The organism is Streptomonospora arabica (genome assembly GCF_039531585.1).
GTDB classification, from domain to species: domain Bacteria; phylum Actinomycetota; class Actinomycetes; order Streptosporangiales; family Streptosporangiaceae; genus Streptomonospora; species Streptomonospora halophila.
The window spans coordinates 12,574-38,424 of record NZ_BAAAQI010000021.1 but is presented as its reverse complement, the minus strand read 5'-3'; the positions used below and the strand labels follow the sequence as shown (position 1 = coordinate 38,424).

At 71.6% G+C, this 25,851-nt stretch carries 19 protein-coding genes and 1 pseudogene; 11 read left to right on the top strand and 9 right to left on the bottom strand.

Annotated features, from left to right (window positions below):
* Positions 1–52: 52 nt before the first annotated feature.
* Positions 53–676 (top strand): Clp protease N-terminal domain-containing protein, encoded by a 624-nt coding sequence (locus ABD284_RS23080; protein WP_344147543.1) that lies wholly within the window; start codon positions 53–55, stop codon positions 674–676.
* Positions 677–2,811: 2,135 nt separating this feature from the next.
* Here the strand turns inward: ABD284_RS23080 and ABD284_RS23075 are convergent.
* From ABD284_RS23075 to ABD284_RS23065, 3 genes are all read right to left on the bottom strand, one after another.
* Positions 2,812–3,327 carry a C40 family peptidase gene (locus tag ABD284_RS23075; RefSeq protein WP_344147540.1) on the bottom strand — a complete coding sequence of 172 codons (516 nt, stop codon included), beginning with the start codon at positions 3,325–3,327 and terminating at the stop codon, positions 2,812–2,814.
* 483 nt (positions 3,328–3,810) lie between these two features.
* A complete protein-coding gene (locus ABD284_RS23070; RefSeq protein ID WP_344147537.1) occupies positions 3,811–5,166 on the bottom strand; it encodes an alkaline phosphatase PhoX in 1,356 nt (451 codons plus the stop codon).
* A 161-nt stretch (positions 5,167–5,327) separates the two neighbouring features.
* Positions 5,328–5,912, bottom strand: coding sequence for a TetR/AcrR family transcriptional regulator (locus ABD284_RS23065; RefSeq protein WP_344147534.1), 585 nt, complete (start codon positions 5,910–5,912; stop codon positions 5,328–5,330).
* Positions 5,913–6,215: 303 nt separating this feature from the next.
* Here ABD284_RS23065 and ABD284_RS23060 point away from each other — a divergent pair.
* Positions 6,216–7,757, top strand: a pseudogene (locus tag ABD284_RS23060) (MDR family MFS transporter).
* 242 nt (positions 7,758–7,999) lie between these two features.
* Here the strand turns inward: ABD284_RS23060 and ABD284_RS23055 are convergent.
* Both ABD284_RS23055 and ABD284_RS23050 read right to left on the bottom strand, forming a co-directional pair.
* Complete coding sequence (locus ABD284_RS23055; protein WP_344147531.1) at positions 8,000–8,449, bottom strand: GNAT family N-acetyltransferase; 450 nt, start codon at positions 8,447–8,449, stop codon at positions 8,000–8,002.
* 203 nt (positions 8,450–8,652) lie between these two features.
* Complete coding sequence (locus tag ABD284_RS23050) at positions 8,653–10,038, bottom strand: hypothetical protein (RefSeq protein WP_344147528.1); 1,386 nt, start codon at positions 10,036–10,038, stop codon at positions 8,653–8,655.
* A 364-nt stretch (positions 10,039–10,402) separates the two neighbouring features.
* Between ABD284_RS23050 and ABD284_RS23045 the strand changes: the two genes are divergently transcribed.
* Together ABD284_RS23045 and ABD284_RS23040 are read left to right on the top strand one after the other, a co-directional pair.
* Entirely contained in the window at positions 10,403–10,957 is a 555-nt protein-coding gene (locus ABD284_RS23045; protein WP_344147525.1) for a gamma carbonic anhydrase family protein, read from the top strand.
* Between the two features lie 305 nt (positions 10,958–11,262).
* A complete protein-coding gene (locus ABD284_RS23040) occupies positions 11,263–12,423 on the top strand; it encodes an aromatic acid exporter family protein (RefSeq protein WP_344147522.1) in 1,161 nt (386 codons plus the stop codon).
* Between the two features lie 111 nt (positions 12,424–12,534).
* On the opposite strand, the gene ABD284_RS23035 is transcribed toward ABD284_RS23040, so the two are convergent.
* Entirely contained in the window at positions 12,535–13,140 is a 606-nt protein-coding gene (locus ABD284_RS23035; RefSeq protein ID WP_344147519.1) for a helix-turn-helix domain-containing protein, read from the bottom strand.
* A gap of 588 nt (positions 13,141–13,728) precedes the next feature.
* Between ABD284_RS23035 and ABD284_RS23030 the strand changes: the two genes are divergently transcribed.
* A complete protein-coding gene (locus tag ABD284_RS23030) occupies positions 13,729–14,229 on the top strand; it encodes a DinB family protein (RefSeq protein ID WP_344147516.1) in 501 nt (166 codons plus the stop codon).
* A gap of 168 nt (positions 14,230–14,397) precedes the next feature.
* Here ABD284_RS23030 and ABD284_RS23025 read toward each other — a convergent pair whose 3' ends face one another.
* Positions 14,398–14,817 (bottom strand): hypothetical protein, encoded by a 420-nt coding sequence (locus ABD284_RS23025; RefSeq protein WP_344147512.1) that lies wholly within the window; start codon positions 14,815–14,817, stop codon positions 14,398–14,400.
* Between the two features lie 420 nt (positions 14,818–15,237).
* Between ABD284_RS23025 and ABD284_RS23020 the strand changes: the two genes are divergently transcribed.
* Complete coding sequence (locus tag ABD284_RS23020; RefSeq protein ID WP_344147509.1) at positions 15,238–15,441, top strand: hypothetical protein; 204 nt, start codon at positions 15,238–15,240, stop codon at positions 15,439–15,441.
* A gap of 133 nt (positions 15,442–15,574) precedes the next feature.
* Here the strand turns inward: ABD284_RS23020 and ABD284_RS23015 are convergent, their stop codons facing one another.
* Positions 15,575–17,761, bottom strand: a complete 2,187-nt coding sequence (locus ABD284_RS23015; RefSeq protein ID WP_344147506.1) for a (Fe-S)-binding protein — start codon at positions 17,759–17,761, stop codon at positions 15,575–15,577.
* A 559-nt stretch (positions 17,762–18,320) separates the two neighbouring features.
* Between ABD284_RS23015 and dnaK the strand changes: the two genes are divergently transcribed.
* The 5 genes from dnaK (at position 18,321) to clpB (ending at position 25,434) form a co-directional block, all read left to right on the top strand.
* A complete protein-coding gene (gene dnaK, locus ABD284_RS23010) occupies positions 18,321–20,168 on the top strand; it encodes a molecular chaperone DnaK (protein ID WP_344147503.1) in 1,848 nt (615 codons plus the stop codon).
* A 34-nt stretch (positions 20,169–20,202) separates the two neighbouring features.
* Positions 20,203–20,937 (top strand): nucleotide exchange factor GrpE, encoded by a 735-nt coding sequence (grpE, locus tag ABD284_RS23005; RefSeq protein WP_344147500.1) that lies wholly within the window; start codon positions 20,203–20,205, stop codon positions 20,935–20,937.
* A 129-nt stretch (positions 20,938–21,066) separates the two neighbouring features.
* Positions 21,067–22,224, top strand: coding sequence for a molecular chaperone DnaJ (gene dnaJ / locus ABD284_RS23000; RefSeq protein WP_344147497.1), 1,158 nt, complete (start codon positions 21,067–21,069; stop codon positions 22,222–22,224).
* Positions 22,225–22,229: 5 nt separating this feature from the next.
* Positions 22,230–22,652, top strand: coding sequence for a heat shock protein transcriptional repressor HspR (locus ABD284_RS22995; protein ID WP_344147494.1), 423 nt, complete (start codon positions 22,230–22,232; stop codon positions 22,650–22,652).
* A gap of 160 nt (positions 22,653–22,812) precedes the next feature.
* Positions 22,813–25,434 (top strand): ATP-dependent chaperone ClpB, encoded by a 2,622-nt coding sequence (gene clpB, locus ABD284_RS22990; protein ID WP_344147491.1) that lies wholly within the window; start codon positions 22,813–22,815, stop codon positions 25,432–25,434.
* Positions 25,435–25,566: 132 nt separating this feature from the next.
* On the opposite strand, the gene ABD284_RS22985 is transcribed toward clpB, so the two are convergent.
* The gene (locus ABD284_RS22985; RefSeq protein ID WP_344147488.1) at positions 25,567–25,776 is read right to left on the bottom strand and encodes a DUF6458 family protein; all 210 of its coding nucleotides are present in this window, start codon (positions 25,774–25,776) and stop codon (positions 25,567–25,569) included.
* Positions 25,777–25,851: the final 75 nt, after the last annotated feature.

The window sequence follows — 25,851 nt, the reverse complement described above, 5'->3', positions numbered from 1 at the left end:
GCGGTGCGACGAGGGGCGCGGGAGGCGGGGCGAGAAACTTAGGAGCATCCGCTTGTCAACTTCCATTGACACCGCGGTGGCGTCAACGTATGTTGACAACCGGGCGGGCGACACGGCCCGCCGAACCACGGTGTTGGAAAGGCAGGCGGAGGAGATGTTCGAGCGCTTCACCCGAGACGCACGGGACGTCGTGATACAGAGCCAGGAAGAGGTCCGGGCGGCCGGTTGCGACCGCATCGGCACAGAGCACCTCCTGCTTGGGATCCTCGCCGAGCCCACCGGAGCCGGACACCGCGCCCTGCACGAGCACGGTGCCGACTCGGAGTCTCTGCGCGGCGCCGTCCGACTCCTCGCCACACCGAAAGCGGACGGCACGGCGGCGACGCCCGGGGCGGGTTCCGGCCGGCGCGGGCGGGGGCTGCTCCGACGGCTGCGCGACAGCGTGAGCGGCGGGCACCTGCCGCTCTCCCAGCGGGCGAAGCAGGCCCTGGAGCAGTCGCTGCGCGCCGCCTTGGAGAACGACGCCAAGTCCATCAACAGCGGCCACATCCTCCTCGGAGTCCTCCGCGTCCCCGACGCGACCGCCCACCGCGTCCTCGCCGACGCCGCTATAGACCCGGGAGCCCTGCGCACCACGGCAACCGCGTTCGCCAGCGGAAGCGACTCGACGTCCTGAGCGGGATGTGGGGCGCGGGGATGTGGGGAGCAGGCATGTGGGGCGCGGGGATGTGGGGAGTGTGGGGGACGTGGGGGTGGACGGCGGGGAAGTCTCGGCAAGGAGTACGACCACCCCAACGAGAGGTCGGCGGGGTTGCCGACGGCTGCACACACGACGGGGGCGGCGACAGCGGTGGGCGGGGAGGTCTGCAGATTTCGGACCCCGTGTCCGCCGGTGACCCTGAATAACGAGGGCAGCGACGGCAGCGGACGGCCGAGACCCGCGATCACCGGTTCGGGTGCTCGCCGGTGGGGCGTCCGACGGGGGCGGCGAGGGCGGCGGATGGCGGGGCCTGCGGTATCGGTTGGGGTGAGCGCTGGTCGGCCACCCGACGGGGGCGGCGACGGCGGTGGGCGGCCGGGCAAGCGGTCATCGGTTCGGGTGTCCGCCGGTGGGGCGGCGACGGCGGTGGGCGGCCGGGCAAGCGGTCATCGGTTCGGGTGTCCGCCGGTGGGGCGTCCGACGGGGGCGGCGAGGGCGGCGGATGGCGGGGCCTGCGGTATCGGTTGGGGTGAGCGCTGGTCGGCCACCCGACGGGGGCGGCGAGGGCGGCGGACGGCCGGGCAAGCGGTCACCGGTCCCGGCGCCCGCCGGTTGGCCGCCCCGACGAGGGCGGCGAGGGCGGCGGATGGCGGGGCGCGCGGTCATCGGTTCGGGTGCTCGCCGGTGGGGCGTCCGACGGGGGCGGCGAGGGCGGTGGATGGCGGGGCCTGCGGTATCGGTTGGGGTGAGCGCTGGTCGGCCACCCGACGAGGGCGGCGAAGGCAGCGGACGGCCGGGCCAGCGGTCACCGGTCCCGGCGCCTGGCGGTTGGCCGCCCTGACGATGGCGGCGAGGGCGGCGGACGGCCGGGCAAGCGGTCACCGGTCCCGGCGCCCGCCGGTTGGCCGCCCCGACGAGGGCGGCGAGGGCGGCGGATGGCGGGGCGCGCGGCCATCGGATCGGGTGCTCGCCGGTGGGGCGTCCGACGGGGGCGGCGAGGGCAGCGGGTGGCCGGGGTGGCGGTGATGAAGGGGGCGGTTGCCTGTGATCGCAGGGCCGTGAGGCGGAGAATCGGGTATTTCGGGCAGGTGTGGGGGTTAGGGGCGGTGACGAGACCGCCTGATGCATTCGGCGGCGCCGCCAAGTGCCGCACCACCTCTCCACGCGGGGCGATTCCTCCCCAACTGTCCGGATTGTGCCCGGGTTCGAGGGCCCTCGGGGGCGCCGGTGGCGACGAGACCCGCCGAATGCACCTCTGGGGCGGCTCTGGCTGCGGTTTTCGGCGGTCTCGTGGTCCCGGCGGCGATCACACCGCCCGAAGAAACGGGCAAACCGGGGCGAAGCAACCCCATGTCTTCCGTATGGCGAAAGCTAGATGGGGTGGCGGCTCCGTCGCGCTGGTTCAAGCGGGACTCGTGCTCCCGCAGTGGTTCCCGCAAGGACGATCTGCCCGAAATGCCCTCCTTTGGGACGGGCCAACCTGTGGGCAGCCGGACCGACCGGCGCGAACTCGGGTGTCCGCTGCTGTTGCTAGCCTCGTCGCAATGCGTAACCGGCGGGCACAAGATCCGATGGGCGCGGGCTCGGTCGCCTGCTGCCGTCGCCGCCCCGTCAGGGCGGCCAACCGACAGGCATCCGATCCGACATCCGCGGGCTCAACCATCCACCGCCGTTGCTGTCCTCGTCGGGTGCCGCACCGGCGGGCACCCGGACCGACATCCGGGGGCCCGGCCATCCGCCGTCCTTGCTGTCCTCGTCGGGTGCCGCACCGGCGGGCACCCGGACCGACATCCGCGGGTCCAACCACCCGCCGCCCTCGCCGCCCTCGTCGCGGGCGTAACCGGCGGGCACAAGATCCGACGTCCGCGGGATCCTGCCGGTGCTGTTCGCGTCGGCTCGGTTCAGCTCTCGGTGTGGCGGCCGCCACCCGGTGGTGCTGTTGCTGTCCCGCGGCGGTGCCGGGCTGCGCGCACGGGTGCGCTCGGCGCAGCGCGGCGCCGCTGGAACGAGTCTGCACCGACTCCTCGGGGACATGCATGCGGGTGGCGGCCGCCGGGCGGCGGCGTGGTCAGCCGGTCTCGACGCCCGGACGCACGGCGCCGGGCGGAGTCTCAGGCGACTCGGCGCGCTCCCACGAAGTGCCGGTTGTAGTAGCCGGCCATCTTGGTGATCTGGACCCTTTTACCGGAACCCGGAGCGTGGATCATACGGCCCTTTCCGAGGTACATTCCCACGTGTCCGGGGCCGGGATAGAAGAAGACGAGGTCTCCGGGCTGGAGGTTCGACCGGGAAACCGAGCGCCCTTGGTCGAACTGGCTGTAGGTGGTGCGGCTGATGCTCTTTCCGGCCTTCTTGTAGGCGTACTGAACGAGTCCGGAGCAGTCGAAGGCCCGTGGGCCTTCGGCGCCGTATCGGTAAGGCTTTCCTTTCTGGTCCTTTGCGTGCTGGACCGCTGACCTGGCGACACTCGACGCTTGGTGCACCCTTTCTTCGGCCACCGCCACCGCGGCGGAACCGAGACCGAATGCGGCGAGTACCGCCAGGGACGATAAGGTCAGCGCCGCCCGGGTCATCGTCCCCGGTCTGCTTCCGCGCTTCGCCGACTCGAATCCTGCTGTCGCGTTCATCGTTCCCCCGTATTCTCGCTTCCCCGAATCGTCTGATCCGGGGCACAGTTCCACAGGGAAACACAGGGATCATCCGGGTTTGCTCTTATCCGTGCATTGGCGTGTCGCTGCGAATTCGCCTGCGGTGCAAGCGGACAGGGCACTCGGCGCGGCCGTTCGAACAGCGATTCCGGGCGGTACGCGAAGTTTGGCGGTTGCTGTCAGGACAATTCCGGTTCGCAGCCCGCTCTCCCCTCTCCCCGCGCCCCGCTCTCCCCGCTCCCTCCGGCCTACGCCCCTGCGAACGTGTGGCGGGGCGGTGGCCGCGGCCACCGCCCCGCTGTGGGACGCCGGAATTATCGGAGTCCCCCCGCTCGCCGGGCCGGCGCGGACCAGCGGACCGGCTTACCGTGGGTGCCTGTAGAACAGGCAATATGCAATGAACAGGAAATATCTTCGGAAAGGGCGTACCTGCAGAGGGGATGAGCCCCTCCCGCACCGCCTCTACAGTGCGCCGCTGCCCCAGGGCCCGGTGACCGCGTAGGTGACGCCCGGGCTCTGCACGTTGAAGAACAGCACCCTGCCGTCCGGGCTGAAGGTGGCGCCCGCCAGCTCACTGGTGTTGCTGCTGTTCAGCGCCGCGAAGTCGAAGATCTCTCCGCGGTCGGTGACGCCGCGCAGCATGTCGCCGCCCGAGCCGTCCTCGCACAGCACCAGCCCGCCGCTGTTGGGCGAGACGCAGATGTTGTCGGGACTCTGGAGCAGGTCCGGGTCCACCGACTCGTACACCAGGATGAGCTGGCCGCCCGAGCGCCCGCGCGGCCGGTACTCCCACACCTGGCCCAGCCCGGCGTCGCCGCCGCTGGTGGAGTTGACGTAGATGGCGCCGTCGCCGTACCAGGCGCCCTCCAGGCGGGCGAAGACCGCGCCGCCCTTCGCGCGGCCCTGGTTGAACACGGCCAGCGAGTCGCCGCTGTCGGGGTCGGGGTCGTCGATGTCCACCCACTCGACGGCCAGGGGCCTGCCGGCGCGCTGACCGGTGCGGGTGTCGTAGCGGGGGCTGTCCTTGATCGCGAGCATCTGCAGCCTGCCGCCCTCGCCCAGGCGCCCGGGGGTTTGCGGGACGAACCGGTAGAGGCCGGAGCTGCCGCGGTCCTCGGTCTCGTAGACGATGCCGGTGGCGGGGTCGACCGCGACCGCCTCGTGGGTGAAGCGGCCCATCGCCTTGTACGGCACGGGCTCCACCGGTCCGTCGGCGTCGACGGGCACCTCGAAGATGTAGCCGTGGGGGTTCTCGGTGTCCAGCCCGGTGAAGGTCTCCTCGCAGGTCAGCCAGCTGCCCCAGGGGGTCGGCCCGCCTGCGCAGTTGCGGATGGTCCCCGCGAGGCTGGGGAAGGAGTCGACCAGGCGCATCGCCTCGGGGTCGAAGGCCATGGTCGTGGTGCCGCCGGCCGCCTGCGGGTCGTAGCTGGGCGCGGCGAACGCTTCGCCGCCGCTCTGCTCGTGGTTGCGGACCAGGCGCAGCGTGCCGTCCTCGTCCTCGAACGCCGCCATGCCGTCGTGGCGGCCGGGGGTCGGCGAACCGTCGCGCATGGGAGTTCCGGTCTGGCCGAACGCGGTGTAGGTGAAGCCGGCGGGCAGCAGCAGCTCCCCGTCGGGGCCGGCCGGCTGCAGCGGTCCGTAGCCCCCGTTGTCGGGGGCGACGGTGCCGCGGTTGTTGCCGCGGCCGGGGCCGGCGGCGTGGGCGGCGGTCTGGCCCATGAGTCCCTGAAGGGCGGTCGCGGCGCCCACCAGGCCGGTCCCGGCCAGGAAGCGCCTGCGGTTCACGCCGGGCGTAGGTGCATCGGTTCTGTCGGGCATCTGCCCCTCCTTCGACGAGCGTGCGGGCAGGCTGAGCCAACCCGGTCGAAGTGACCCGCGCGTGATGTCCGCATCTCCGGCGGTTGACCTGGCAGGCAATACGCGTTGCCTGCGGAGCCGGCACAGGCTCGGCGACCGCCGCCCGGCTGGTAACTCGTCGGTCACTCGTCCAGGCAGCGCTCGATGATGCCCGTGAGACGCCGGGTCAGCGCCTCCGGATCCTCCTCGATCAGGGAGTCGGCACCGCCCATTCGGCGGACGTTGCCGATGCCGATCACGAGGCCGGCCACGAGCGTGGCGCGGGTGCGGGCGTCGGCGCCGCCGATGCAGTCGGTCAGTGGACCGATGATGGCGCTCTGCAGCCGCTCCTCGAACACCGACCGCAGGTCCGGGTCGCCGATCGAATGCATCAGCGCACGCTGCAGCGGCGTGCCCTCGCCCAGGGTGCGGTGGACGACGTGTTCGGCGACGCGCCGCGGCAGGGTGGCGCGGTCGCCCTCGAAGACCCCGGGGAAGGCGGCGTCCTCGGCGACGATCTCGGCGAGCAGGCCGCGCTTGGCCCCGAAGTAGCGGTTGATCAGGGCGACGTTGACCCCGGCCTCGGCGGCGATGCGCCGCGAGGACACCTGCGCGTAGCCCTCCTGGGTGAACAGTTCGCGGGCGCTGTCGAGGATGCGCTGGCGCGTTGCCTCGCGGTCGCGCACCCGCCCCGGGCAGGTGCCGTCGGCGGCGTCCGTGCGGTTCATCGGGCTCCCCTGCTGTAGCCGCGGAGTCCCTGCTCAGCGCGGCTGCTCGTGCGCGGTTCACCGCACTATAACGTTTCCGCTTGACAAGTCAACACTGTTTACTTATACCTGTAAGGGATTCCCAGCGGACCGCCCCGAACCTGTAGGGCGGTCCGTCGTGTCCGGTCCCGGTCGGCTTACGCGCGCACCTCGGTTCCCACGCGCCTGCGCCGGGGCCGCCGCAGCAGCACAAAACGGGGCGACGGACAGGAGATCCCGAACGTGGAGCAACGCTTAGGCGCAGTGGACCGGCGAACCGCGGACGTGCCGGGGGAGCACGACGCGGATGAGGCCGCCGAGGAGGCGCCGGCTAATTACTCGCGGCGCCAGATCATCGAGATCCTCGTCGGCTTGATGCTGGCCATGCTCACGTCGATGCTCACCACCTCGATCGTGGGCACCGCGCTGCCCACCATCGTCGGCTAGCTCGGCGGCCAGGACCGGCTGTCCTGGGTGGCCAGCGCCACCCTGCTCACGATGACCGCCTCCACACCCGTCTGGGGCAAGCTCTCCGACGTCTGGGGCCGCAAGCTGCTGTTCCAGATCGCGCTGGTGATCTTCATCGGCTCATCGGTCGCGGCCGGGTTCGCCGACGGCATGACGTGGCTGCTCGTCGCGCGGTTCTTCCAGGGCATCGGCACGGGCGGACTGGCCGCGCTGCCCCAAATCATCCTCGGCGACGTGGTGGCCCCGCGCGAGCGCGGCCGCTACTCCGGCTTTCTGGGCTCGGTGTTCGGCGTGGCCACGGTCGGCGGCCCACTGCTCGGCGGGTTCCTTGTCGACAGCCCGCTGGGCTGGCGCTGGTGCTTCTTCATCACCGTGCCGCTGGCGGTGGTGGCGTTCATCGTCATCCAGCGCCTGCTCAAGCTGCCCGCGCGGCCCCGCTCGGAGAACCGCATCGACTGGTGGGGCGCCACCTGCATCGTCGGCGCCGCCAGCGCGGTCATGCTGCTGCTGAGCCTGGGCGGGCAGGAGTTCGAGTGGCTGTCGACGCCCTCCTACGTGCTGGTCGCCGCCGCGGCGGTGCTGTTCCTCGGGGCCGTGCTGGTCGAGCGGCGCGCGCAGGCCCCCATCCTGCCGCCGCACCTGTTCCGCAACGGCACGTTCGTCCTCGGCTCGCTCGCCTCCGCCGCGGTGGGCATGAGCATGTTCGGCGTGATGATCTACCTGCCGCAGTACCTGCAGATCGTGCAGGGTCTCAGCCCCACGGCCTCGGGCCTGATGACGCTGCCGATGGTGCTCGGCCTGCTGACGGCCTCGGTCACCTCGGGCTTCCTCGTCAGCCGCACCGGCAAGTGGAAGATCTTCCCCGTCACCGGCACCGTGCTGATCGGTACCGGGTTCTTCACCCTGACGTTCCTGGATACCGGGTCCAGCCTGGTCCTGGTCGGCGTCGGCGTCTGCCAGATCGGCCTGGGCCTGGGGATGTGCATGCAGATCCTGATCCTGGCGACGCAGAACGCGGTCAAGCGGGCCGACCTGGCCTCGGCCACCTCGGCGGTCTCCTTCTTCCGCAACCTCGGCGGCGCCATGGGCGTGGCCGCCTTCGGCGCGGTGATGACCAACCGGCTGCATGACGAGATCGCCGAGCGCGCCGGCGGCTCCTCCGGCTTGTCGGACCTGTCGAGCGGGGTCAGCGGTTCGCCCGAGGCGATCCACGCGCTCCCGCCCGCGGTGCAGGACGCGGTGATCACCGCCTTCAGCAACGCCATGCACACCGTGTTCACATTGGGGATGCCGATCGCGGTGGTGGCCTTCGTGACCGTGCTCTTCTTCAGGCAGATCCCGCTGCGCTCGGGCCGCTGAGCCGGGCTCGGGCGCCGGCCGGCCTTGGGACGCTGAGCCGGTCTCGGGGCGCTGAAACCCGGCCACGGGCCGAACGCGCCGCAGCGGACGGAGGGCCGCGCCGCCCCCGCTTTCCGGGTGGAGGCACGATCCGCTTGCCCTACCTTCGCCCGGCGGCGCGCCGCGCGGCCGCCTGCCGGACGATCCGAGCGGCCTCCGGCGGGCGACCAGGCAGCAAGAGGCGGGGTCAGCGGGGAGGGGACTCAGAGGTAGCGCCGGAAGCCCTCAGCCGAGTTCTCGAAGCCGATCGCGGAGTAGAACGCATGCGCGCCGGTGCGGCTCTCGTGGGAGAGCAGTTCGACCTTGTAGCAGCCGGCCCGGGCGGCGCGGTCCACCGCCTCGTCCATCAGCGCCCGCCCTACGCCGCCGCGGCGGCACGCCGGGTCCACCACCAGGTTGTCGGCCACCGCCCAGGACTGCGCGTCGTGCGTGAGGTTGGCGACCACCAGTAAGTCCACGGTCCCGATGATCTGGCCGCGGCGCTCGGCGACCAGGACCTGGCGGTCGGGGTCGTTCTCCATCCGGGTCCATGCGCGTACGGCTGCGGAGGACATGCGGACGGTGCTGCTCTGCGTGGCGGTCGTGTCGCCCAGTTCGCGTAGAAGCCGCAGAATCGCACCGAGGTCAGACCGGATGGCCGAGCGGATAATCATGGCTTCCGGCATCGTAGCCGACACTCGGTCGAAGACCGACGTCGCCCCTCAGGCCTGGACAAACGGCACGGAGCGGGACGCTCTGGGCGCCCCGCTCCGGTTACGACATGAGCGAGTCCAGTCCGGTCCGGCCGACGTCGCGGTCCGCGCGGGCCGCGTGCGCACGCGATGGACACTCCGCCGGGTGCGCGGACCGCACCGGGTCACGGCCTGATGATGCGCACGCCCTCAGTGCCATCGGCGTCGTCGGGCTGGGCCGGCGCCGCGTCGGACCGCTGGTGCATCGCCGTGATACCCGGGTCGTGGGCCGGCTGCACAGGCTGCGCCTGCTGGGGCTGGCCGCTCTGGTTCGGTTGCTGTTGCGGTGGCTGCTGCTGTTGCGGCGGCTGCTGCACCTGCGGCTGGTGCTGCTGAGGTGCGGGGCCCGCATAGGGCGCCCCCTGCGGCCGCGGGGCCTGGCGCACCGGCTGCGAGGCTGCCGCCTCGCCCTGCTTTCCGGCCGGGGGCCCCGGGTTGAGACGGACGGTTGACTCGTCGGCCACGTCCAGCTGCTGCACAGCCGGCTCGGACTTTGCGGTGGCGTCGTCCGGCGCGGCCTGCGCGGACCCGGAATAGGCGGCCTGGGGCCCCGAAACCGGGGCCTGGGCCCCGGAGTCGCTGCGGGCCTCCGCCGGAGGCTGCTGCGGCGATGCGGCCTTGGCCTGCTGGTCGGCGGGCTGGCGGCCCTGCTTCTGCTGACCCTGACCCTGCTGCCCGGCCTGGGCCTGCTGCGGCTGACGACCCTGCTGACCCTGCGAGGGCTGCTGCCCCTGCTGCGCCTGTTGCCCCTTCTGGGCCGGCTGGGCCGGTTGGCCCTGCCGGTTCGGCTGCCCCTGCTGCGACTGCTTCGCCGCCTCGGTCGCCTCCTGGTCGGCCGCGACCTCGGCCTGGGACAGCCCGGCCTCCAGCGGCCCCGACTTCTTCTCGGCGTCGAGGAGCTCGGCCAGTGTGCCGTGCATGTCGTTGAGCCTGCGGACCGCCTCGTTGTGCGTGGCCGTCAGCGTGGCCAGGCGGCGGTCGGCGGTGTCGTTGATCTTCTGTGCCCGGGCCTCGGCGTCGGTGACGCGGCGCTGGGTCTCGTCCTCGACCTGCGCCCGGAGCTGCTCGCTCTCCTGCTTGGCCGCGGCGACCATCTCCTGGGCCTCGGAGCGCGCGCTGGAGACCACGCGCTCGGCGTGCTCCTCGGCGTCCTTGACCCGCTTGGCCGCCTCTTCCTCGGCCTTGCCCCGGATGGCGTCGACCTCGCTGTCGACCTTGCTGCGCTTCTCCTTCGCCTCTTCCTCTGCTATGCGAAGGATCGTGGACATGCGTTCGCTGATCTGTTCGTGCTCGGGCTTGACCGCGGCCTGCTCCTTGGCCTCGGCCAGCTCGCGGCGGAGCTGCTCCAGCTCGTCGTGGGCGCGCGCCAGCCGCTCCTGCAGATCGCGGGTCTGGTTGTGAGTGCGCACCACGTAGTCGTCGACCTGGCGCTTGCTGTAGCCCCGCTTCTCGGTCGGGAAGGCTTCCTCGCGTAGGAAGTTCGGCAAGATCTCTGCGCTGTGCTCGTTCATGTCCTAATCAACCAGGTTGGCTGCCAATGGGATGGTGGCCGGACTCCCTGCCTATCATTCCCATAACACCCGGAAAACACGTCAATGACATTCATTCCTCAAGCTTGGCGGTGTGATGGGAAACCGCAACAGAGACCCGTTTCGCGTGCGAAGTGTGACGTAGTGAACACGAGGGGAGGCGACTACGGTAATGCCGAGTACACCTCCTGCTCAATAGCCTGGGCGGATCGTGCGCGTGGGGGCGTGCCGCTGCGGCCGCCGTGCTCACCGCACTACTAAGGTATGCCCGTTCACGGCGGCGCGGGGCCGGTGTCCGCCTTTTCCGGCGCGCCTCGCCGGTCGGCCCGCGTCCAGGGAGGTGCATGTGTCCGCTCCGCTCGTCGGAGACGCCCCGTTCGGTGAGCCCGACATCCATCCCGACTCCTGGATCGCGCCGGGCGCCGTCGTCGTCGGGCGCGTCCGCCTCGGAGCTCGAAGCAGCGTCTGGTACGGGTCGGTCGTCCGCGCCGACACCGAGGACATCGTCATCGGCCGGATGTGCAACATCCAGGACCAGTGCGGGCTGCACTCCGACCCCGGGGAGCCCGCGGTGCTGGCCGACCGTGTGAGCCTCGGGCACAAGGCCATGGTGCACGGCGCGGAGATCGGTGAGGGCGCGCTGATCGGCATCGGCGCGATCGTGCTGGGCGGCGCCCGCGTGGGCGAGGGGGCCCTGGTGGCGGCTGGAGCGCTGGTACCGCCGGGCAAGGAGGTCCCGGCGGGAACCCTGTGGGCCGGGTTGCCGGGCAAGGTCGTGCGCGAGCTCACCGACGAGGACCGCGCGGGCTTCGCCGAGACGCCCGAGAAGTACGCCCGCTACGCCGACCGCCACCGCGAGGTCACCTGGCTCAGCGCCCCCCAGGGCGGCAGACGGGCTTGAACCTCTGATGACCTGAGCCGCCCTCGTCCGAGCGTCCTGCTCCAAGCTCCCGCGCCGCACTCGTCACCGCCGCTCGTGACCGGAGTCCGACACCTCCGCGCGGCTCCGGCGGCGCCGCGGCCGGCCGGCTCCGCCGCGTGCCGCCGCGACCGGCGCGCACACGCGCGCCCGGATTCCTTGCGCAGAACGCACATGCGCGACCGCATTCGGGTTAAGGGCGGAGGGAGGAACGAAGGGGGCGAGGCGTGATGCGGCCGTCGGAGAGGTCCGGGAGGCGCCCCGCGCCGCAGGGGCGCTGGGCTCGTATGGGGCAGTGGCTGCGCCGCGCCCGCCATGAGGGCCACGAGCGCAACACCCTGCTGCTCATCGCCAAGAGCACCCTGGCCGCGACCGTCGCCTGGATCATCTCCCACAGCCTCCTGCAGGCGGCGGCTCCCGCGTTCGCGCCGTTCTCGGCCGTGCTGATGATCCAGGTGACGATCTACCAGTCGGTCGCCCAGTCGGTGCGCTACCTCGGCGCGGTGGGGGCGGGCGTGGCCGTGCAGGGGCTGATCGGGTTCCTGGCCGGTCCGGGCCTGGTGACGTTCGCGGTCGTCACGATGGTCGCGCTGGTCATCGGGCGCTGGCCCCGGCTGGGATCGCAGGGCTCCCAGGTGGTCACGGCGGCGTTCTTCGCCTTCGCCATGTACGTCACGGCGACGAGCACCCTCGAGCGCGCCTCCCAGCTCGGCTGGATCCTCCTGCTGGTCCTCATCGGCTGCACCATCGGTGTGCTGGTCAACCTGGTCGTCGTACCACCCATGCGGTTCCGCAGCGCCGAGCACGGCGTCCGCGCGCTGGCCCACGCGATGTGCGACCTGCTTTCGGACATGCACCCCCCGCTGCGCGAAGGCGACCTGGACCAGGAGCGGACCGGCCAGTGGCGCCGGCGCGCGAGCCGGCTGGACTCCACCGTCGCCCAGGCGCACAGCTCGGTGCGAACGGCCGAGGAGAGCACCTACTACAACCCGCGGCGCTTTCTCCTGCGTCGCGGGATCCCCACGTTCTCCGGCTATGCGGGCGCCGTGGAAGCCCTGGACCGCATCACCTACCAGCTGGCCGCCGTCACCCGCACCCTCGACAAGGCCGCGTCCTCGGACGGCGAGCGGCCGGGGAACTCCGAATTCCTCGGGCGCTACGCGGACTTCCTCGCCGCGCTCGCCGAGATCACCGCGAAGCTGAGCGAGCTCGACGAAAACAGCCTCGCCGAACAGACCGAGGAGCTGACCTCCCTGGCCCGGCAGTCCCGGGAGTACGCCAACCTGCTGACCGAGGACGCCGAGGGCCACGAGTCCGTCAGGGTCAGCGTCACCGGCCGTTCGAGTCCTTACGCCACCCTCCTGGTCGAGGCCTCCCGCCTCCAGGAGGAGTTCGAGCACGCGTGCGACCTCCTCAAGCGCTCCGTGGAGCAGGACCCGTCGCAGTGACCGGGGCCGCCAGCGAGCCACCGGCGCCGACCGCGGGTCCGGCACGGAGGGGCCCGCCCGCCGCCGGTGCGGCCGCCGGCGTGAACGGAACGGACGTCGGCCCCGCCGGGTTCAGCCCCGGCGTCCGCCGCCAGGCGACCGGTCGGGCGTCGCACGCAGATGGGTGCGCGCCCCTTGGGGACCGAACAGGATGAGAAGCTCCACCACGCCCCCGTCGGAGCTGCCAAGCCAGTGCGGCAGGGACGTGTCGAACTCGGCCGCCTCGCCCGGCGACAGCACGAGGTCGCGGTCGCCGAGCAGCAGCCGCAGGCGCCCGCTGAGCACATAGAGCCATTCGAAGCCCGCGTGAGTCCGCGGATCCGGTTCGAGCGGCTCGGGCCGAGCGGGGATGACCATCTTGAACGCCTGCATGCCGCCCGGCCACCGGGACAGCGGAACCAGGACCATCCCGAACCGCCGCATGGGCTTCAGGTGGATCCGCGGGTCGCCGGTGCGCGGGGCGCCGACGAGGTCGTCCAGCGGAACGTTGTAGGTGCGGGCCAGCGGCAGCAGCAGCTCCAGGGTCGCCCGGCGCTGCCCGCTCTCCAGCCGGGACAGGGTGCTCTCCGAGACCCCGGTCACCGCGGCGAGGTCGGCGAGGGTGATACCGCGCTCGCGACGCAGCGCACGCAGGCGGGGCCCCACCGAGTCGAGTACCTCTTCGGATTCGCGGTCCACTCGGGCATCTTGCCAGAACCGCAAGATCGCGTGCCGGAACGCGGGGGGCGGGCCATTATCGGACCCGTACCCCGGATGAACCCGGCCGAAGGAGCCCCTGATGAGCACCGCCGATGCGGCCGCGTTCTGGGACGGAGCCCGCACGGCCCCGATCCGCACCCGGCGATCCGCGGCGGCCGCCGGTCGTCGGCCACGGACCGACCGGACCCGGCGGCGTGGACGGCATAGCGGGCCGGCGCTCCGTGCCGGATCGCGACCGGGCGGGGCGGGCTCGCCGCCGAGGTCGCCGGCCACGTCCAGCTCATCCGCCGCGCCGCTCGGCCCGGCACCGCCGCGAGGGCGTGCCGGATGGGTCGCTGTCCCCCTGTGCAGCCTGTGCAGCGCCCCGGCACCACTCCCGCTGCTTTCCGTCAGTCTCGTCGGTCAGCAGGGGACCCGACCCCGACTCCTTCCCGGCCGTGCGCGAGCGGCACCGGTCCCTGCCGCAGCGCCCCGCGCCGGAAAGGCGGCGCTTCGCGCCTGGGGCGCGCGGAGCGTACCCGGGTGCAGCGCTACGGACGGACCCATCAGCACGCCTTAGGAGGCACCATGTCCACCGCGCCCCGCCGCAACCGTCGCGGCGACACCCCGCCGCCCAGGACCGGAGGCAGCGAGACGGAAGTTCTGCGCGGCTTCCTCGACTACCTCCGGGACTCGGTCTCCGCGAAGGTCGAGGGCGCTCCCGAACCGCAGGTCCGAACGGCCGGCGTGCCGTCGGGCACGAACCTGCTCGGCCTGCTCAACCACCTCGCCTTCGTCGAGCGAGCGGTCTTCCTCGGGGACCGCGTCGCCGACTGGCAGGCGACCTTCCGCGCCGAACCGGCCGACGCCGCGGCCGATGTCGTCGCCCGTTACCGGCAGGCGGTCGCCCAGGCCAACGACGTACTCGACGGGTGCGGCGACCTCGGCGCGCCGGTGCCCCGACCGCGGCCGGACAGCCCGGCGCCCAGCGTCCGCTGGGCGCTCACCCACATGATCGAGGAGACCGGCCGCCACGCCGGCCACGCGGACATCCTCCGCGAGCTGATCGACGGCGCGACCGGACGCTGACGCCACCGCGCGCTCCGCAAGCGGGCACGCAGCATCCCGCCGCCGCGGCGCTCGTCGCACCGCTTGCTCCGTCTGCTCCGTGCGAGGCGGCCGCCGCCCTCCGCCTTCCTTCCGGCCGAGCGGCTCTCGGCCGCGCACGGCCGCGGGGCAGCGCCGCCGATCGGCGCGCTAGCCGCGCGTGCCGTCGAGGGGGCAGGGAGCCTCGCGGTCCCATTCGTTGGGGGAGCAGGCGACGACCGAGACGAAGGCGCGCTCGTCGCCGCCGACCTGGTACTGCCAGGTGACGTCGCGGCCGTCGGCGATGTCGCGCAGGGCCGCCGCGTAGCGGCTGTCATCGGGCGTCCAGTGGGCGGCGGTGTCGTCGATCTCGCGGCTCACCCGCTCGTACTGCGCGAGCATCCACTTCGCGGCGCCTTCGGGGTCGTCCCAGGTGCCCGAGACCATGTCGGCCGGTTTGCGCAGCCACCAGCACATCTTGGCGGGGGGCACCTCGGCGGTGGCGAACCGGGGGCCGTCGACGTGGGCGTCACGCGCCCGGCGCGAGCGCTCGTCGTCGGACCCGCGCCAGAAGTAGCCGTGGTAGTGCACGTGCCGATGTTCGCACGCGGTGGTCGGCGTGACCAGCGGGACACTCTGCGGCGCGCTCATCCGAGCGCGGCGGCGGAGTGAGGGGCCGGTGGACCGCGCCGCCCACCCCGCCCGTGCGGTCCGCGCGGGCGGCCGGGATCGGGGTGCCGAAGTGCCGGTCCTAGTCCTCCCGGCGCCCGGGGAGCGTGCGTGTATACCGCCGGATGACTACTCGAACGTGGTTCTGAGAATGGCCCGTCTGGGTCATGCGGCGGCGGCCTACCCGGACGTAACCTTCATCCAGCGGGATGTCTCCGGCGGGATCCCACGTAGGTCGGCGGTCCGACCCGGGGATACGTGTCGCCGGACGGTCGCCTCCCGCGTTCCTCTTGTCCCGGGCGGGGCGCGCCCCTGCGGTGTTCTCGATGGAGGTGGGCGCGGATGGATCCCGACGTACGCCTCCATGACCACGTGGCGCTGGCGGAGATCGAACTCTATTCCGAGCTGCTCACCGCGGTCGCCGGTGCGGACCGGCGGCTGACCTATGAGGAGATCGACCTCGTGCTCGGCGTGCGCGCGCCGGTACCCGAGCAGGCCAGGCGCTGCGTGTGCGGGCCCGCCGCCGAACCGAACCGCGCGGGCTGATCCGAAGCCGTGCCCCGACCGCCGCGCCGGCGGTCCGGCCGGCGCAGCGGGGCCGCGCCCCGGGCGGCGGCCTGCCCGGAGCGCGGTCCGGCCGTTCCGGCGGACCCGCGGCGCGGCGGGGACGGTCGGGCGGTCAGGCCTTCTCCTTCTCCTCCTCGCCCGCCGGGGCGGTCCCGCCCTTGACGGAGCGCAGCAGCAGCTGGGAGACGTCGACGACCTCCAGCGTCTCCTTGGCCTCGCCCGCCGACTTCTTCTCGTTGATGGCGTCGCCCAGCATCACCTGGCAGAAGGGGCAGGCGGTCGAGACGGTGTCGGGGTCGGTGGTCAGCGCCTCGTCCACGCGCTCGGTGTTGATGCGCTTGCCGATGCGCTCCTCCATCCACATGCGCGCGCCGCCGGCGCCGCAGCAGAAGCCCCGCTCCTTGTGCCGGTGCATCTCCTTGGTGGTGATGCCGGGCACCTGCGCCATGATGTCGCGCGGCGGCGTGTAGACCTTGTTGTGCCGGCCGAGGAAGCACGGGTCGTGGTAGGTGATGTTCTCCTCGATCGGCTGAACGGGGGTGAGCCGGCCGTCCTCGACCAGCTGGGCCAGCAGCTGGCTGTGGTGGACCACGTCGTACTCGCCGCCCAGCTGGGGGTACTCGTTGCCCAGGGTGTTGAAGCAGTGCGGGCAGCTGGCCACGATCTTGGTGACCCCGGCCTCGTTGAGGGTCTCGACGTTCTGCTGGGCGAGCATCTGGAAGACGTACTCCATGCCCAGCCGCCGCGCGGGGTCGCCGGTGCAGGCCTCCATGCCGCCCAGGACCGCGAACTTCACGCCGGCGGTGTGCAGCAGCTCGGCGATGGCCTTGGTGGTCTTCTTCGCGCGGTCCTCCAGGGCCCCGGCGCAGCCGACCCAGAACAGGTACTCGGTGCCCTCGGGCAGCGTGTCCTCGACCACCGGGACCTCGAAGTCGAGCTCGCCGATCCAGTCCATGCGCCGGTCCTCGGCCATGCCCCACGGGTTGCCCTTGTTCTCCAGGTTCTTCAGCAGCGAGTTGGCCTCGGAGGGGAAGCTCGACTCGATCATCACCTGGTAGCGGCGCATGTCCATGATGTGGTCGATGTGCTCGATGTCGACCGGGCACTGCTCGACGCAGGCGCCGCAGTTGGTGCAGGACCACAGCACGTCGGGGTGGATGACGCCGCCCTCCTCCTCGGTGCCCACCAGCGGCCGCTGCAGGAGCGTGAGCACGTCGGTGTCGGCGTGCGCGGCGTCCTCCTTGGCCTTCTCCTCCAGCGTCTCGGCGGTCAGGCCCTGCATGAGGTAGGGCGCCTTGGCGTAGGCGTGCTCGCGCAGGTCCATGACCAGCTTCTTGGGCGAGAGCGGCTTGCCGGTGTTCCAGGCGGGGCACTGCGACTGGCAGCGGCCGCACTCCGTGCAGGTGGAGAAGTCGAGCAGGCCCTTCCAGGTGAAGTCCTCGACCTTGCCGACGCCGAAGGGGTCCTCGTCGGGGTCGGCCTCCTCGAAGTCCAGCGGCTGCTTGCCGGTCTTGTCCATCATCGGCTTGACGGCGCCCAGCGCCGGAGCGCCCTCGGGGTCGCGCTTGAAGTAGATGTTGAACGGCGCGGTGAAGCGGTGCCAGCCGATGCCCATGGTCAGCACCGCGGCCAGGACCATGAAGAACATCCAGGAGATGACCAGCTTGAACGCGGCGACCAGGGCGAGGGCCGGTTCGCTCGCCGGAAGCACTGCGCCCAGCGCGTGCGAGACCGGCGTCGCCCAGACCGGGAACGGGAAGTCGTCCATGGCGACCTTGATCCCGCGGATCACGAAGATGGCGGCCAGCAGCGCGATGATGTAGGCCTCGACGTAGTAGGCCGTCCAGTGCACGGAGTTGGCGAAGCGGGAGTCGCGCCCGATCCGGCGGGGGCTCTTGATCTGGCGGTAGACGGCCAGCCCCGCGATGGAGACCAGGCCCAGCGCCGCGATGAGCTCGATGGCCAGGCCGTAGACGGTCCAGTCGTGGATCAGCGGCAGGTGGAAGTGGGGGTCCCACACCTCGCCGTGCGCCTCGGCCACGGTGAACACCAGCAGGGGGAAGGACACCATCACGAACCAGTGGGCCACTCCCACCCAGGGCCGCTTGAGCATCCGGTTGTGCCCGAGCACCTCGATCAGCGTGGTCGTCAGTCGCCGGCCGAAGGGCCCGGTGCGCCCGCTCTCCACCGGGCGGCCCAGACGCACGGTCTGCACCATCCGGCGGATGCCGTAGGCGAACACGGCGACCCCGACCACGGCGACGAGGGTCGTGATGATCCCCAGAACGATGTAGAGCATCGCCTGCGGCCTCCCATCCTGCTGTCCTGCTCCGATGCGCCACACACCGGCGGTCCACCAAATGTTACTAGCCAGTAATGCCGGGCGGGTCCATCACCCCCGGCTCAGGCGCATCGACGGCCGCGGGCTCCAACGGTAGAGGCCCGCGCGCCGCCGCGAATCGGCGGGTTCGCCTGCGCCGCCGTGCCGAGCTGCGGTGGGGCCCTCGTTCCCATCATCGCCCGCGCGCGGGGGCCCGCGGCCCGGGCGCGCCGGTGCGTGATGCGCGCGGGCCGCCGCGCGGCCGCGTCCGTCCGCGTTCGCGGAGATGCTGCGCACACTCGGCGGTCGGCCGCCCCCGCTCGTCCCCGGTGCGCCCCTGACGCGCCCCTGAGACCTGCCCGGGGCCCGCCCGGACTTCCCTCGGCGAGGTCCCGCCGCGGGAACAAAGGGCGCGCCCCCAGCCGTTATAGGGGCGGAACCAAGGATTGAGTCCGAGCGACTCAAGTGATTTGACAGCAGACGAACCGCGAAGCAAACTTACGTCTGTAAGACTCAACTCTGACGGAGGAACGAACTCATGGCACGTGCGGTCGGTATCGACCTGGGGACGACGAACTCGGTCGTCTCGGTCTTGGAGGGCGGCGAGCCCACGGTCATCGCCAACGCCGAAGGCGCCCGGACCACCCCGTCCGTCGTTGCCTTCGCCAAGAACGGCGAGGTGCTCGTCGGCGAGGTCGCCAAGCGCCAGGCGGTCACCAACGTTGACCGGACCATCCGCTCGGTGAAGCGCCACATCGGCACCGACTGGAAGACCGAGATCGACGAGAAGACGTTCAACTCGCAGCAGATCAGCGCGTTCGTGCTGCAGAAGCTCAAGCGCGACGCCGAGGCCTACCTGGGCGAGGAGGTCACCGACGCCGTCATCACGGTGCCGGCCTACTTCAGCGACTCCCAGCGCCAGTCCACCAAGGAAGCGGGCACGATCGCGGGCCTCAACGTCCTGCGCATCATCAACGAGCCCACCTCCGCGGCGCTGGCCTACCACCTGGAGAAGGAGGACGAGGCCACCATCCTGGTCTACGACCTCGGCGGCGGCACCTTCGACGTGTCCCTGCTGGAGGTCGGCGACGGCGTGGTCGAGGTGAAGGCCACCAACGGCGACAACCACCTCGGCGGCGACGACTGGGACCAGGCCGTCGTCGACTGGCTGGTCGAGCGCTTCAAGAACTCCAACGGCGTCGACCTGTCCAAGGACAAGATGGCGCTGCAGCGTCTGCGCGAGGCCGCCGAGAAGGCCAAGATCGAGCTGTCCAGCTCCAGCGAGTCGGCCATCAACCTGCCCTACATCACCGCCTCGTCCGAGGGCCCTCTGCACCTGGACGAGAAGCTGAGCCGGGCCGAGTTCCAGCGCCTGACCTCCGACCTGCTGGACCGCACCAAGTCGCCCTTCCACCAGGTCATCAAGGACGCCGGTATCAGCGTCGACAAGATCGACCACGTGGTCATGGTCGGCGGTTCCACCCGCATGCCCGCGGTCGTGGAGCTGGTCAAGGAGCTCACCGGGGGCAAGGAGCCCAACAAGGGCGTCAACCCCGACGAGGTCGTGGCCATCGGTGCCGCGCTCCAGGCCGGCGTGCTCAAGGGCGAGGTCAAGGACGTCCTGCTGCTGGACGTCACCCCGCTGTCGCTGGGCATCGAGACCAAGGGCGGCGTGTTCACCAAGCTGATCGAGAAGAACACGACCATCCCGACCAAGCGCTCGGAGATCTTCACCACCGCCGACGACAACCAGCCCTCGGTGCAGATCCAGGTCTACCAGGGCGAGCGCGAGATCGCGCAGTACAACAAGAAGCTCGGCGTCTTCGACCTGAGCGGCATCCCGCCGGCGCCCCGCGGCGTGCCCCAGATCGAGGTCACCTTCGACATCGACGCCAACGGCATCGTGAACGTGACCGCGAAGGACATGGGCACGGGCAAGGAGCAGTCGGTCACCATCTCCGGCGGCTCGGCCATGAGCAAGGACGACATCGACAAGATGGTCCGCGAGGCCGAGGAGTACGCCGAGGAGGACCGCAAGCGCCGCGAGGAGGCCGAGGTCCGCAACAACGCGGAGTCCCTCGTCTACCAGACCGAGAAGGTCATCAAGGACAACGAGGACAAGATCCCCGACGACGTCAAGTCCGAGACCGAGGGTGCCGTCGGCGAGCTGAAGACGGCGCTGGAGGGCACCGACATCGAGGCCATCCGGCAGGCGAGCGAGAAGGTCGCGCTGGCCAGCCAGAAGATCGGCTCCTCCATCTACGGCCAGGGCCAGCAGGGCGGCGGTGAGGACGCCTCGGCCGACGCCCAGGACCGGTCCGACGACGATGGAGACGTCGTGGACGCCGAGATCGTCGACGAGGACAAGAAGGACGGCAACGCCTGATCGGCCGAGAGGCAAGGCAAGGGAGGCGCAGCCAATGGCGCTGCCGGAGAACGAGAACGGCGAGGAGCAGCAGGGGCCGGTGATCCGCGACAAGCGGCGCATAGATCCCGAAACAGGTGAGCTCCGTACGCCCGAGGGGGCCGAGGGTGCCGCTCCCGACTCCCCCGAGGCCGCGGTCGAGGCCGAAGAGGAGCCCGTCGTCATCGACGGGACCGTCGAGGGGGGCGAGCTTCTCAAGGCCCGCGAGCAGGTCGTGGAACTGACCAACGACCTCAAGCGGATCCAGGCGGAGTACGCCAACTACCGCAAGCGCGTCGAGCGCGACCGGGTGGCCTTGCGCGAGCAGGCGACCGCCCAGGTGGTGGGCGACCTGCTGCCGATCCTGGACGACATCGGCCGGGCGCGTGAGCACGACGAGCTCGCGGGCGGGTTCAAGTCCGTGGGTGAGGCGCTGGAGGCGCTGGTCACCAGGCTGGGGCTGCAGAAGTACGGCGAATCGGGCGAGGAGTTCGACCCGAACGTCCACGAGGCCCTGACCATGGTGCCGTCGCCCGACGCCGAGGTGCCCACGGTAATCGAGGTCTTCCAGCCCGGCTACCTCATCGGCGAACGGGTCCTGCGCCCGGCACGCGTGGTGGTGGCCGGTCCCGGGGAGGATGCCGCTGAGGCTCCGGAGTCCGCCGGAACCGAACAGGAGGCCGAGCCGGGCGCCTCCGCAGAGGAGCCCGGCCCCGAGTCCTCCGGCGGGGCCGGTGAGGACAGGCAGTAGACCGTCGAGCCCCGGGCGCCGCGCGGCGCCCGGGGCACGCGGCCACCGGGCCGCACCCCCGCCGAATGCGGGGAAGCGGTCCCGGGGACAATCCGACTCACAGCGCGAAGCGGGAGAAGGCAGACGTCGATGAGCACGAAGGACTACCTGGAGAAGGACTATTACAAGGTCCTCGGAGTCTCAAAGACCGCCTCGCAGGACGAGATCAAGCAGTCCTATCGCAAGCTCGCGCGCGAGAACCACCCCGACGCCAACACCGGCGACGCGCAGGCCGAGGAGCGCTTCAAGGAGATCTCCGAGGCCTACAACGTGCTCAGTGACGAGAAGCGGCGCAAGGAGTACGACGACGCCCGCTCCCTCTTCGGCGGTTCCTACCGCCCCGGCGGGAACACCGGCGCGGGCGGGTTCGACCTGGGCGACCTGTTCGGCCAGGGCGGCGGCACCCAGACCAGCGGGGGCGGCGAGCGGCTGAGCGACCTGTTCGGCGGCCTGTTCGGCGGGCGCGGCCGGACCACGACCCAGCCCCGGCGCGGGGCCGACATCGAGACCGAGACCCGGCTGACGTTCAGCGAGGCGTCCGCCGGACTGACCCGGTCCTTCCAGCTCAGCAGCGACGCCGCGTGCCCCACCTGCAAGGGCACCGGCGCCCGCGCCGGCACCGCTCCCCGCGTGTGCCCGAACTGCTCGGGCACCGGTCACGAGAACCGCAACCTGGGCGGATTCTCGCTTTCCGAGCCGTGCGGCGAGTGCAAGGGGCGCGGCCTGGTGGTCGACGACCCCTGCCTGACGTGCAGCGGCAGCGGGCGCGGCAAGAGCACCCGAACGATCCAGGCCCGGATCCCCGCGGGTGTCTCCGACGGCCAGCGGATCCGGCTCAAGGGCAAAGGCGCGCCGGGCGAGCACGGTGGACCGGCCGGAGACCTCTATGTGGTGGTACATGTGCAGCCGCACCCCGTGTTCGGCAAGTCCGGCGACAACCTGACGATCACCGTTCCGGTGACCTTCCCCGAGGCCGCGCTCGGCGCCGACGTGCGGGTGCCCACCCTCAACGGCCTGCCCGTCACGGTCAAGATCCCACCGGGCACGCCCAACGGCCGGACCTTCCGGGTCCGCGGCAAGGGCACGGCCCGGCGCGACGGGACCGCGGGCGACATGCTGGTCACCGTCGAAGTGGCGGTACCCGACCGCCTCAACGAGGAGGCGCGCGAGGCGCTTGAGAAGTTCCGCGCCGCGACCGCGGACCAGGACCCGCGCAGCGGTCTGGAGACTCGCGCGAAGGGGATGTGAATGTCATGACCGATCCCGGACTGGGCGACGACATCCCGGTCTATGTGATCTCGGTGGCCGCTGAGCTGTCCGGACTGCATCCGCAGACGCTGCGCCAGTACGACCGGCTGGGCCTGGTCTCGCCGGGCCGGGCCTCCGGCCGGGGCAGGCGCTACTCGATGCGCGACATCCGGACGCTGCGCGAGGTGCAGCGGCTCTCCCAGGAGGAGGGGATCAACCTCGCCGGGATCAAGCGCATCCTGGAACTGGAGATCGAGGTGGAGAAGCTGCGCGAGCACCTGTTCCACCTGCGCAACGAGCTGGACGCGGCCCGCTCTGCGGTGGCGCGGCGCTCGGCGGGCGAGACCGGCGGCGGCGAGCTGCTGCCGGTGCGGCGCGCCCGGGTGACGATCTTCAACACCTCCCCTCCGCCCGAGCAGGACCAGTAGCCGGTCCGGCCGGGCCGCGACGGCCGACCGGCACCGGGCGGGCGCCGAGGCGGCCGGCGGGGGCCGCCTGTGCCCGGAACGGGTGCGCGCCCCGCCGCTGATCCGGCGGGCCCACCACACACAACCGCATAGCGATCACGCGCGAAGGGGGCGGCGACGCATGAACTACAAACTCACCACGAAGAGCCAGGAAGCCGTGGCGGCGGCGATGCGGCGGGCCACCACGGACGGCAACCCGCAGGTCGAGCCGGTCCATCTGCTCGCCGCACTGCTCGACCAGGGCGAGGGGATCATCCGCCCGCTGCTCAAGGAGGTCGGTGCGGCGCCCGACGACCTCTCCGCCAAGCTCGGGCAGACGCTGACCGGCCTGCCCAAGGCCGCCGGCAGCACGGTGGGCGCTCCGCAGAGCTCCCGACAGCTGATCGTCTCGCTGAACACCGCGGCCCAGCGCGCCCAGAAGATGGAGGACGAGTTCGTCTCGACCGAGCACCTGCTGGTGGGGCTGGCCGCCGACGGCGGCGAGGCCAGTCGGCTGCTCAAGGACGCCGGCGCCACTCCCGAGGCGCTGCTCGAAGCGTTCGATCGGGTGCGCGGCCCCGGCCGGGTCACCACCGAGAACCCCGAGGACACCTACCAGGCGCTGGACAAGTACGGCGTCGACCTCACCGGCCGGGCGCGCTCGGGAGCGCTGGACCCGGTGATCGGCCGCGACTCCGAGATCCGCCGGGTGGTGCAGGTGCTCTCCCGGCGCACCAAGAACAACCCGGTGCTGATCGGCGAGCCCGGCGTCGGCAAGACCGCCGTGGTCGAAGGGCTCGCGCAGCGCATCGTGGCCGGCGACGTGCCCGAGTCCCTGCGCGACAAGCGGCTGATCGCCCTCGACCTGTCGTCGATGGTGGCCGGAGCCAAGTACCGCGGCGAGTTCGAGGAGCGCCTCAAAGCCGTGCTCACCGAGATCAAGGAGAGCGACGGCCAGATCATCACCTTCATCGACGAGCTGCACACCATGGTCGGCGCCGGCGCCGCCGAGGGCGCCATGGACGCGGGCAACATGCTCAAGCCGATGCTGGCCCGCGGCGAGCTGCGCATGGTCGGCGCCACCACGCTGGACGAGTACCGTGAGCGCATCGAGAAGGACCCGGCGCTGGAGCGCCGCTTCCAGCAGGTGCTGGTGGGCGAGCCGTCGGCCGCCGACACCATCGCGATCCTGCGCGGTCTCAAGGGCCGCTACGAGGCGCACCACAAGGTGCAGATCGCCGACGCGGCGCTGGTGGCCGCGGCCACGCTGTCGGACCGCTACATCACCGCCCGGTTCCTGCCGGACAAGGCCATCGACCTGATCGACGAGGCCGCCTCGCGCCTGCGCATGGAGATCGACTCCCGCCCGGTGGAGATCGACGAGCTGCAGCGCACCGTCGACCGGCTGAAGATGGAGGAGATGGCGCTGGAGAAGGAGTCCGACGCCGCCTCCCTGCAGCGGCTGGAGCGGCTGCGCGCCGACCTCGCCGACCGGCAGGAGGAGCTCAACGCGCTGGTAGCCCGCTGGGAGCAGGAGAAGGCCGGGCTGAACCGGGTCGGCGAGCTCAAGGAGCGCCTGGACGGGCTGCGCACGCAGGCCGAGCGCGCCCAGCGCGACGGGGACTTCACCGAGGCCTCCCGGCTCATGTACGGCGAGATTCCGCAGCTGGAGAAGCAGCTGGAGGAGGCGTCCCACGCCGAGGAGGAGCAGGGGTCGGCCTCCGCCGCGGAGCCGACGATGGTCAAGGAGGAGGTGGGCGCCGACGACGTCGCCGACGTGGTCTCCTCGTGGACGGGCATCCCCGTCGGTCGGCTGCTGGAGGGCGAGACCGCCAAGCTGCTGCGCATGGAGGAGGAGCTGGGCAAGCGGCTGGTCGGCCAGCACAAGGCGGTGGCCGCGGTCTCCGACGCGGTGCGCCGCGCGCGCACCGGCATCTCCGACCCGGACCGCCCCACCGGCTCGTTCCTGTTCCTGGGCCCCACGGGCGTCGGCAAGACCGAGCTGGCCAAGGCGCTGGCCGAGCTGCTGTTCGACGACGAGCGGGCGATCGTGCGCATCGACATGAGCGAGTACTCCGAGAAGCACTCGGTCTCGCGGCTGGTGGGCGCGCCCCCCGGCTACGTCGGCTACGAGGAGGGCGGCCAGCTCACCGAGGCGGTGCGCCGTCGGCCCTACACGGTGGTGCTGCTGGACGAGGTGGAGAAGGCGCACATCGAGGTCTTCGACACGCTGCTGCAGGTTCTCGACGACGGGCGGCTCACCGACGGCCAGGGGCGCAGCGTCGACTTCCGCAACACGCTGCTGGTCCTGACGTCCAACCTCGGCTCGCAGTTCCTCGTCGACCCCGCGCTGGCGAGCGAGGACCGGCGGGAGAAGGTGATGTCGGTCGTGCGCAGCACCTTCAAGCCGGAGTTCTTGAACCGGCTGGACGACCTGATCGTGTTCGAGGCGCTGTCCACCGACGAGCTGACCCGCATCGTCGACCTGCAGGTCGACCGCCTTGCCGCCCGGCTGAGCGAGCGGCGGCTGGAGCTGGAGGTCACACCGGCCGCCCGCGAGTGGCTGGCGCTGACCGGCTACGACCCGGTCTACGGTGCCCGGCCGCTGCGCCGGCTGGTGCAGGCCGCGATCGGCGACCCGCTGGCCAAGGCGATGCTGGCGGGGGAGCTCACCGAGGGCGACACGGTGGTCGTCGACCTCGACGAGGACGCCGACGCCCTCAGCGTCCGCCCCGCGGCCCGGCCCGAGCCCGCCTCGGCCTGACGCCGCGGCGCGGCGCCTCGACCCAAGCGCCGGCCCCGGCACCGTGTTCGCGGTGCCGGGGCCGTCGCCGTGTCAGGGGACGAGGGGGCGAGAGGCGCCGCCGCGCGGTGCCGCCGGGGGTGCCCGTTCGCGTCAGAGCACGTCGGAGTCGTCCTGGATCGACTGCCGGGTGCGGTCGCGGCGGACCATCATGAGGATGATGGTCAGGACGACCACCGCCACACCGGCGACCATGAAGATCATGCCGATGGCGTCCAGGTTGAGTCCGGCGATTTCCGCGGTGATGCCGTACGCGAGCACGGCCCCGATGACCACCAGGAAGATGCCGAGTCCGATTCCCATTCGCTGCCTCCGCGCCGCGTCTTTTGCGATCCCGTTGCCTACTACTACCCGTTCGTCGACGTGCCATCCCGCGCG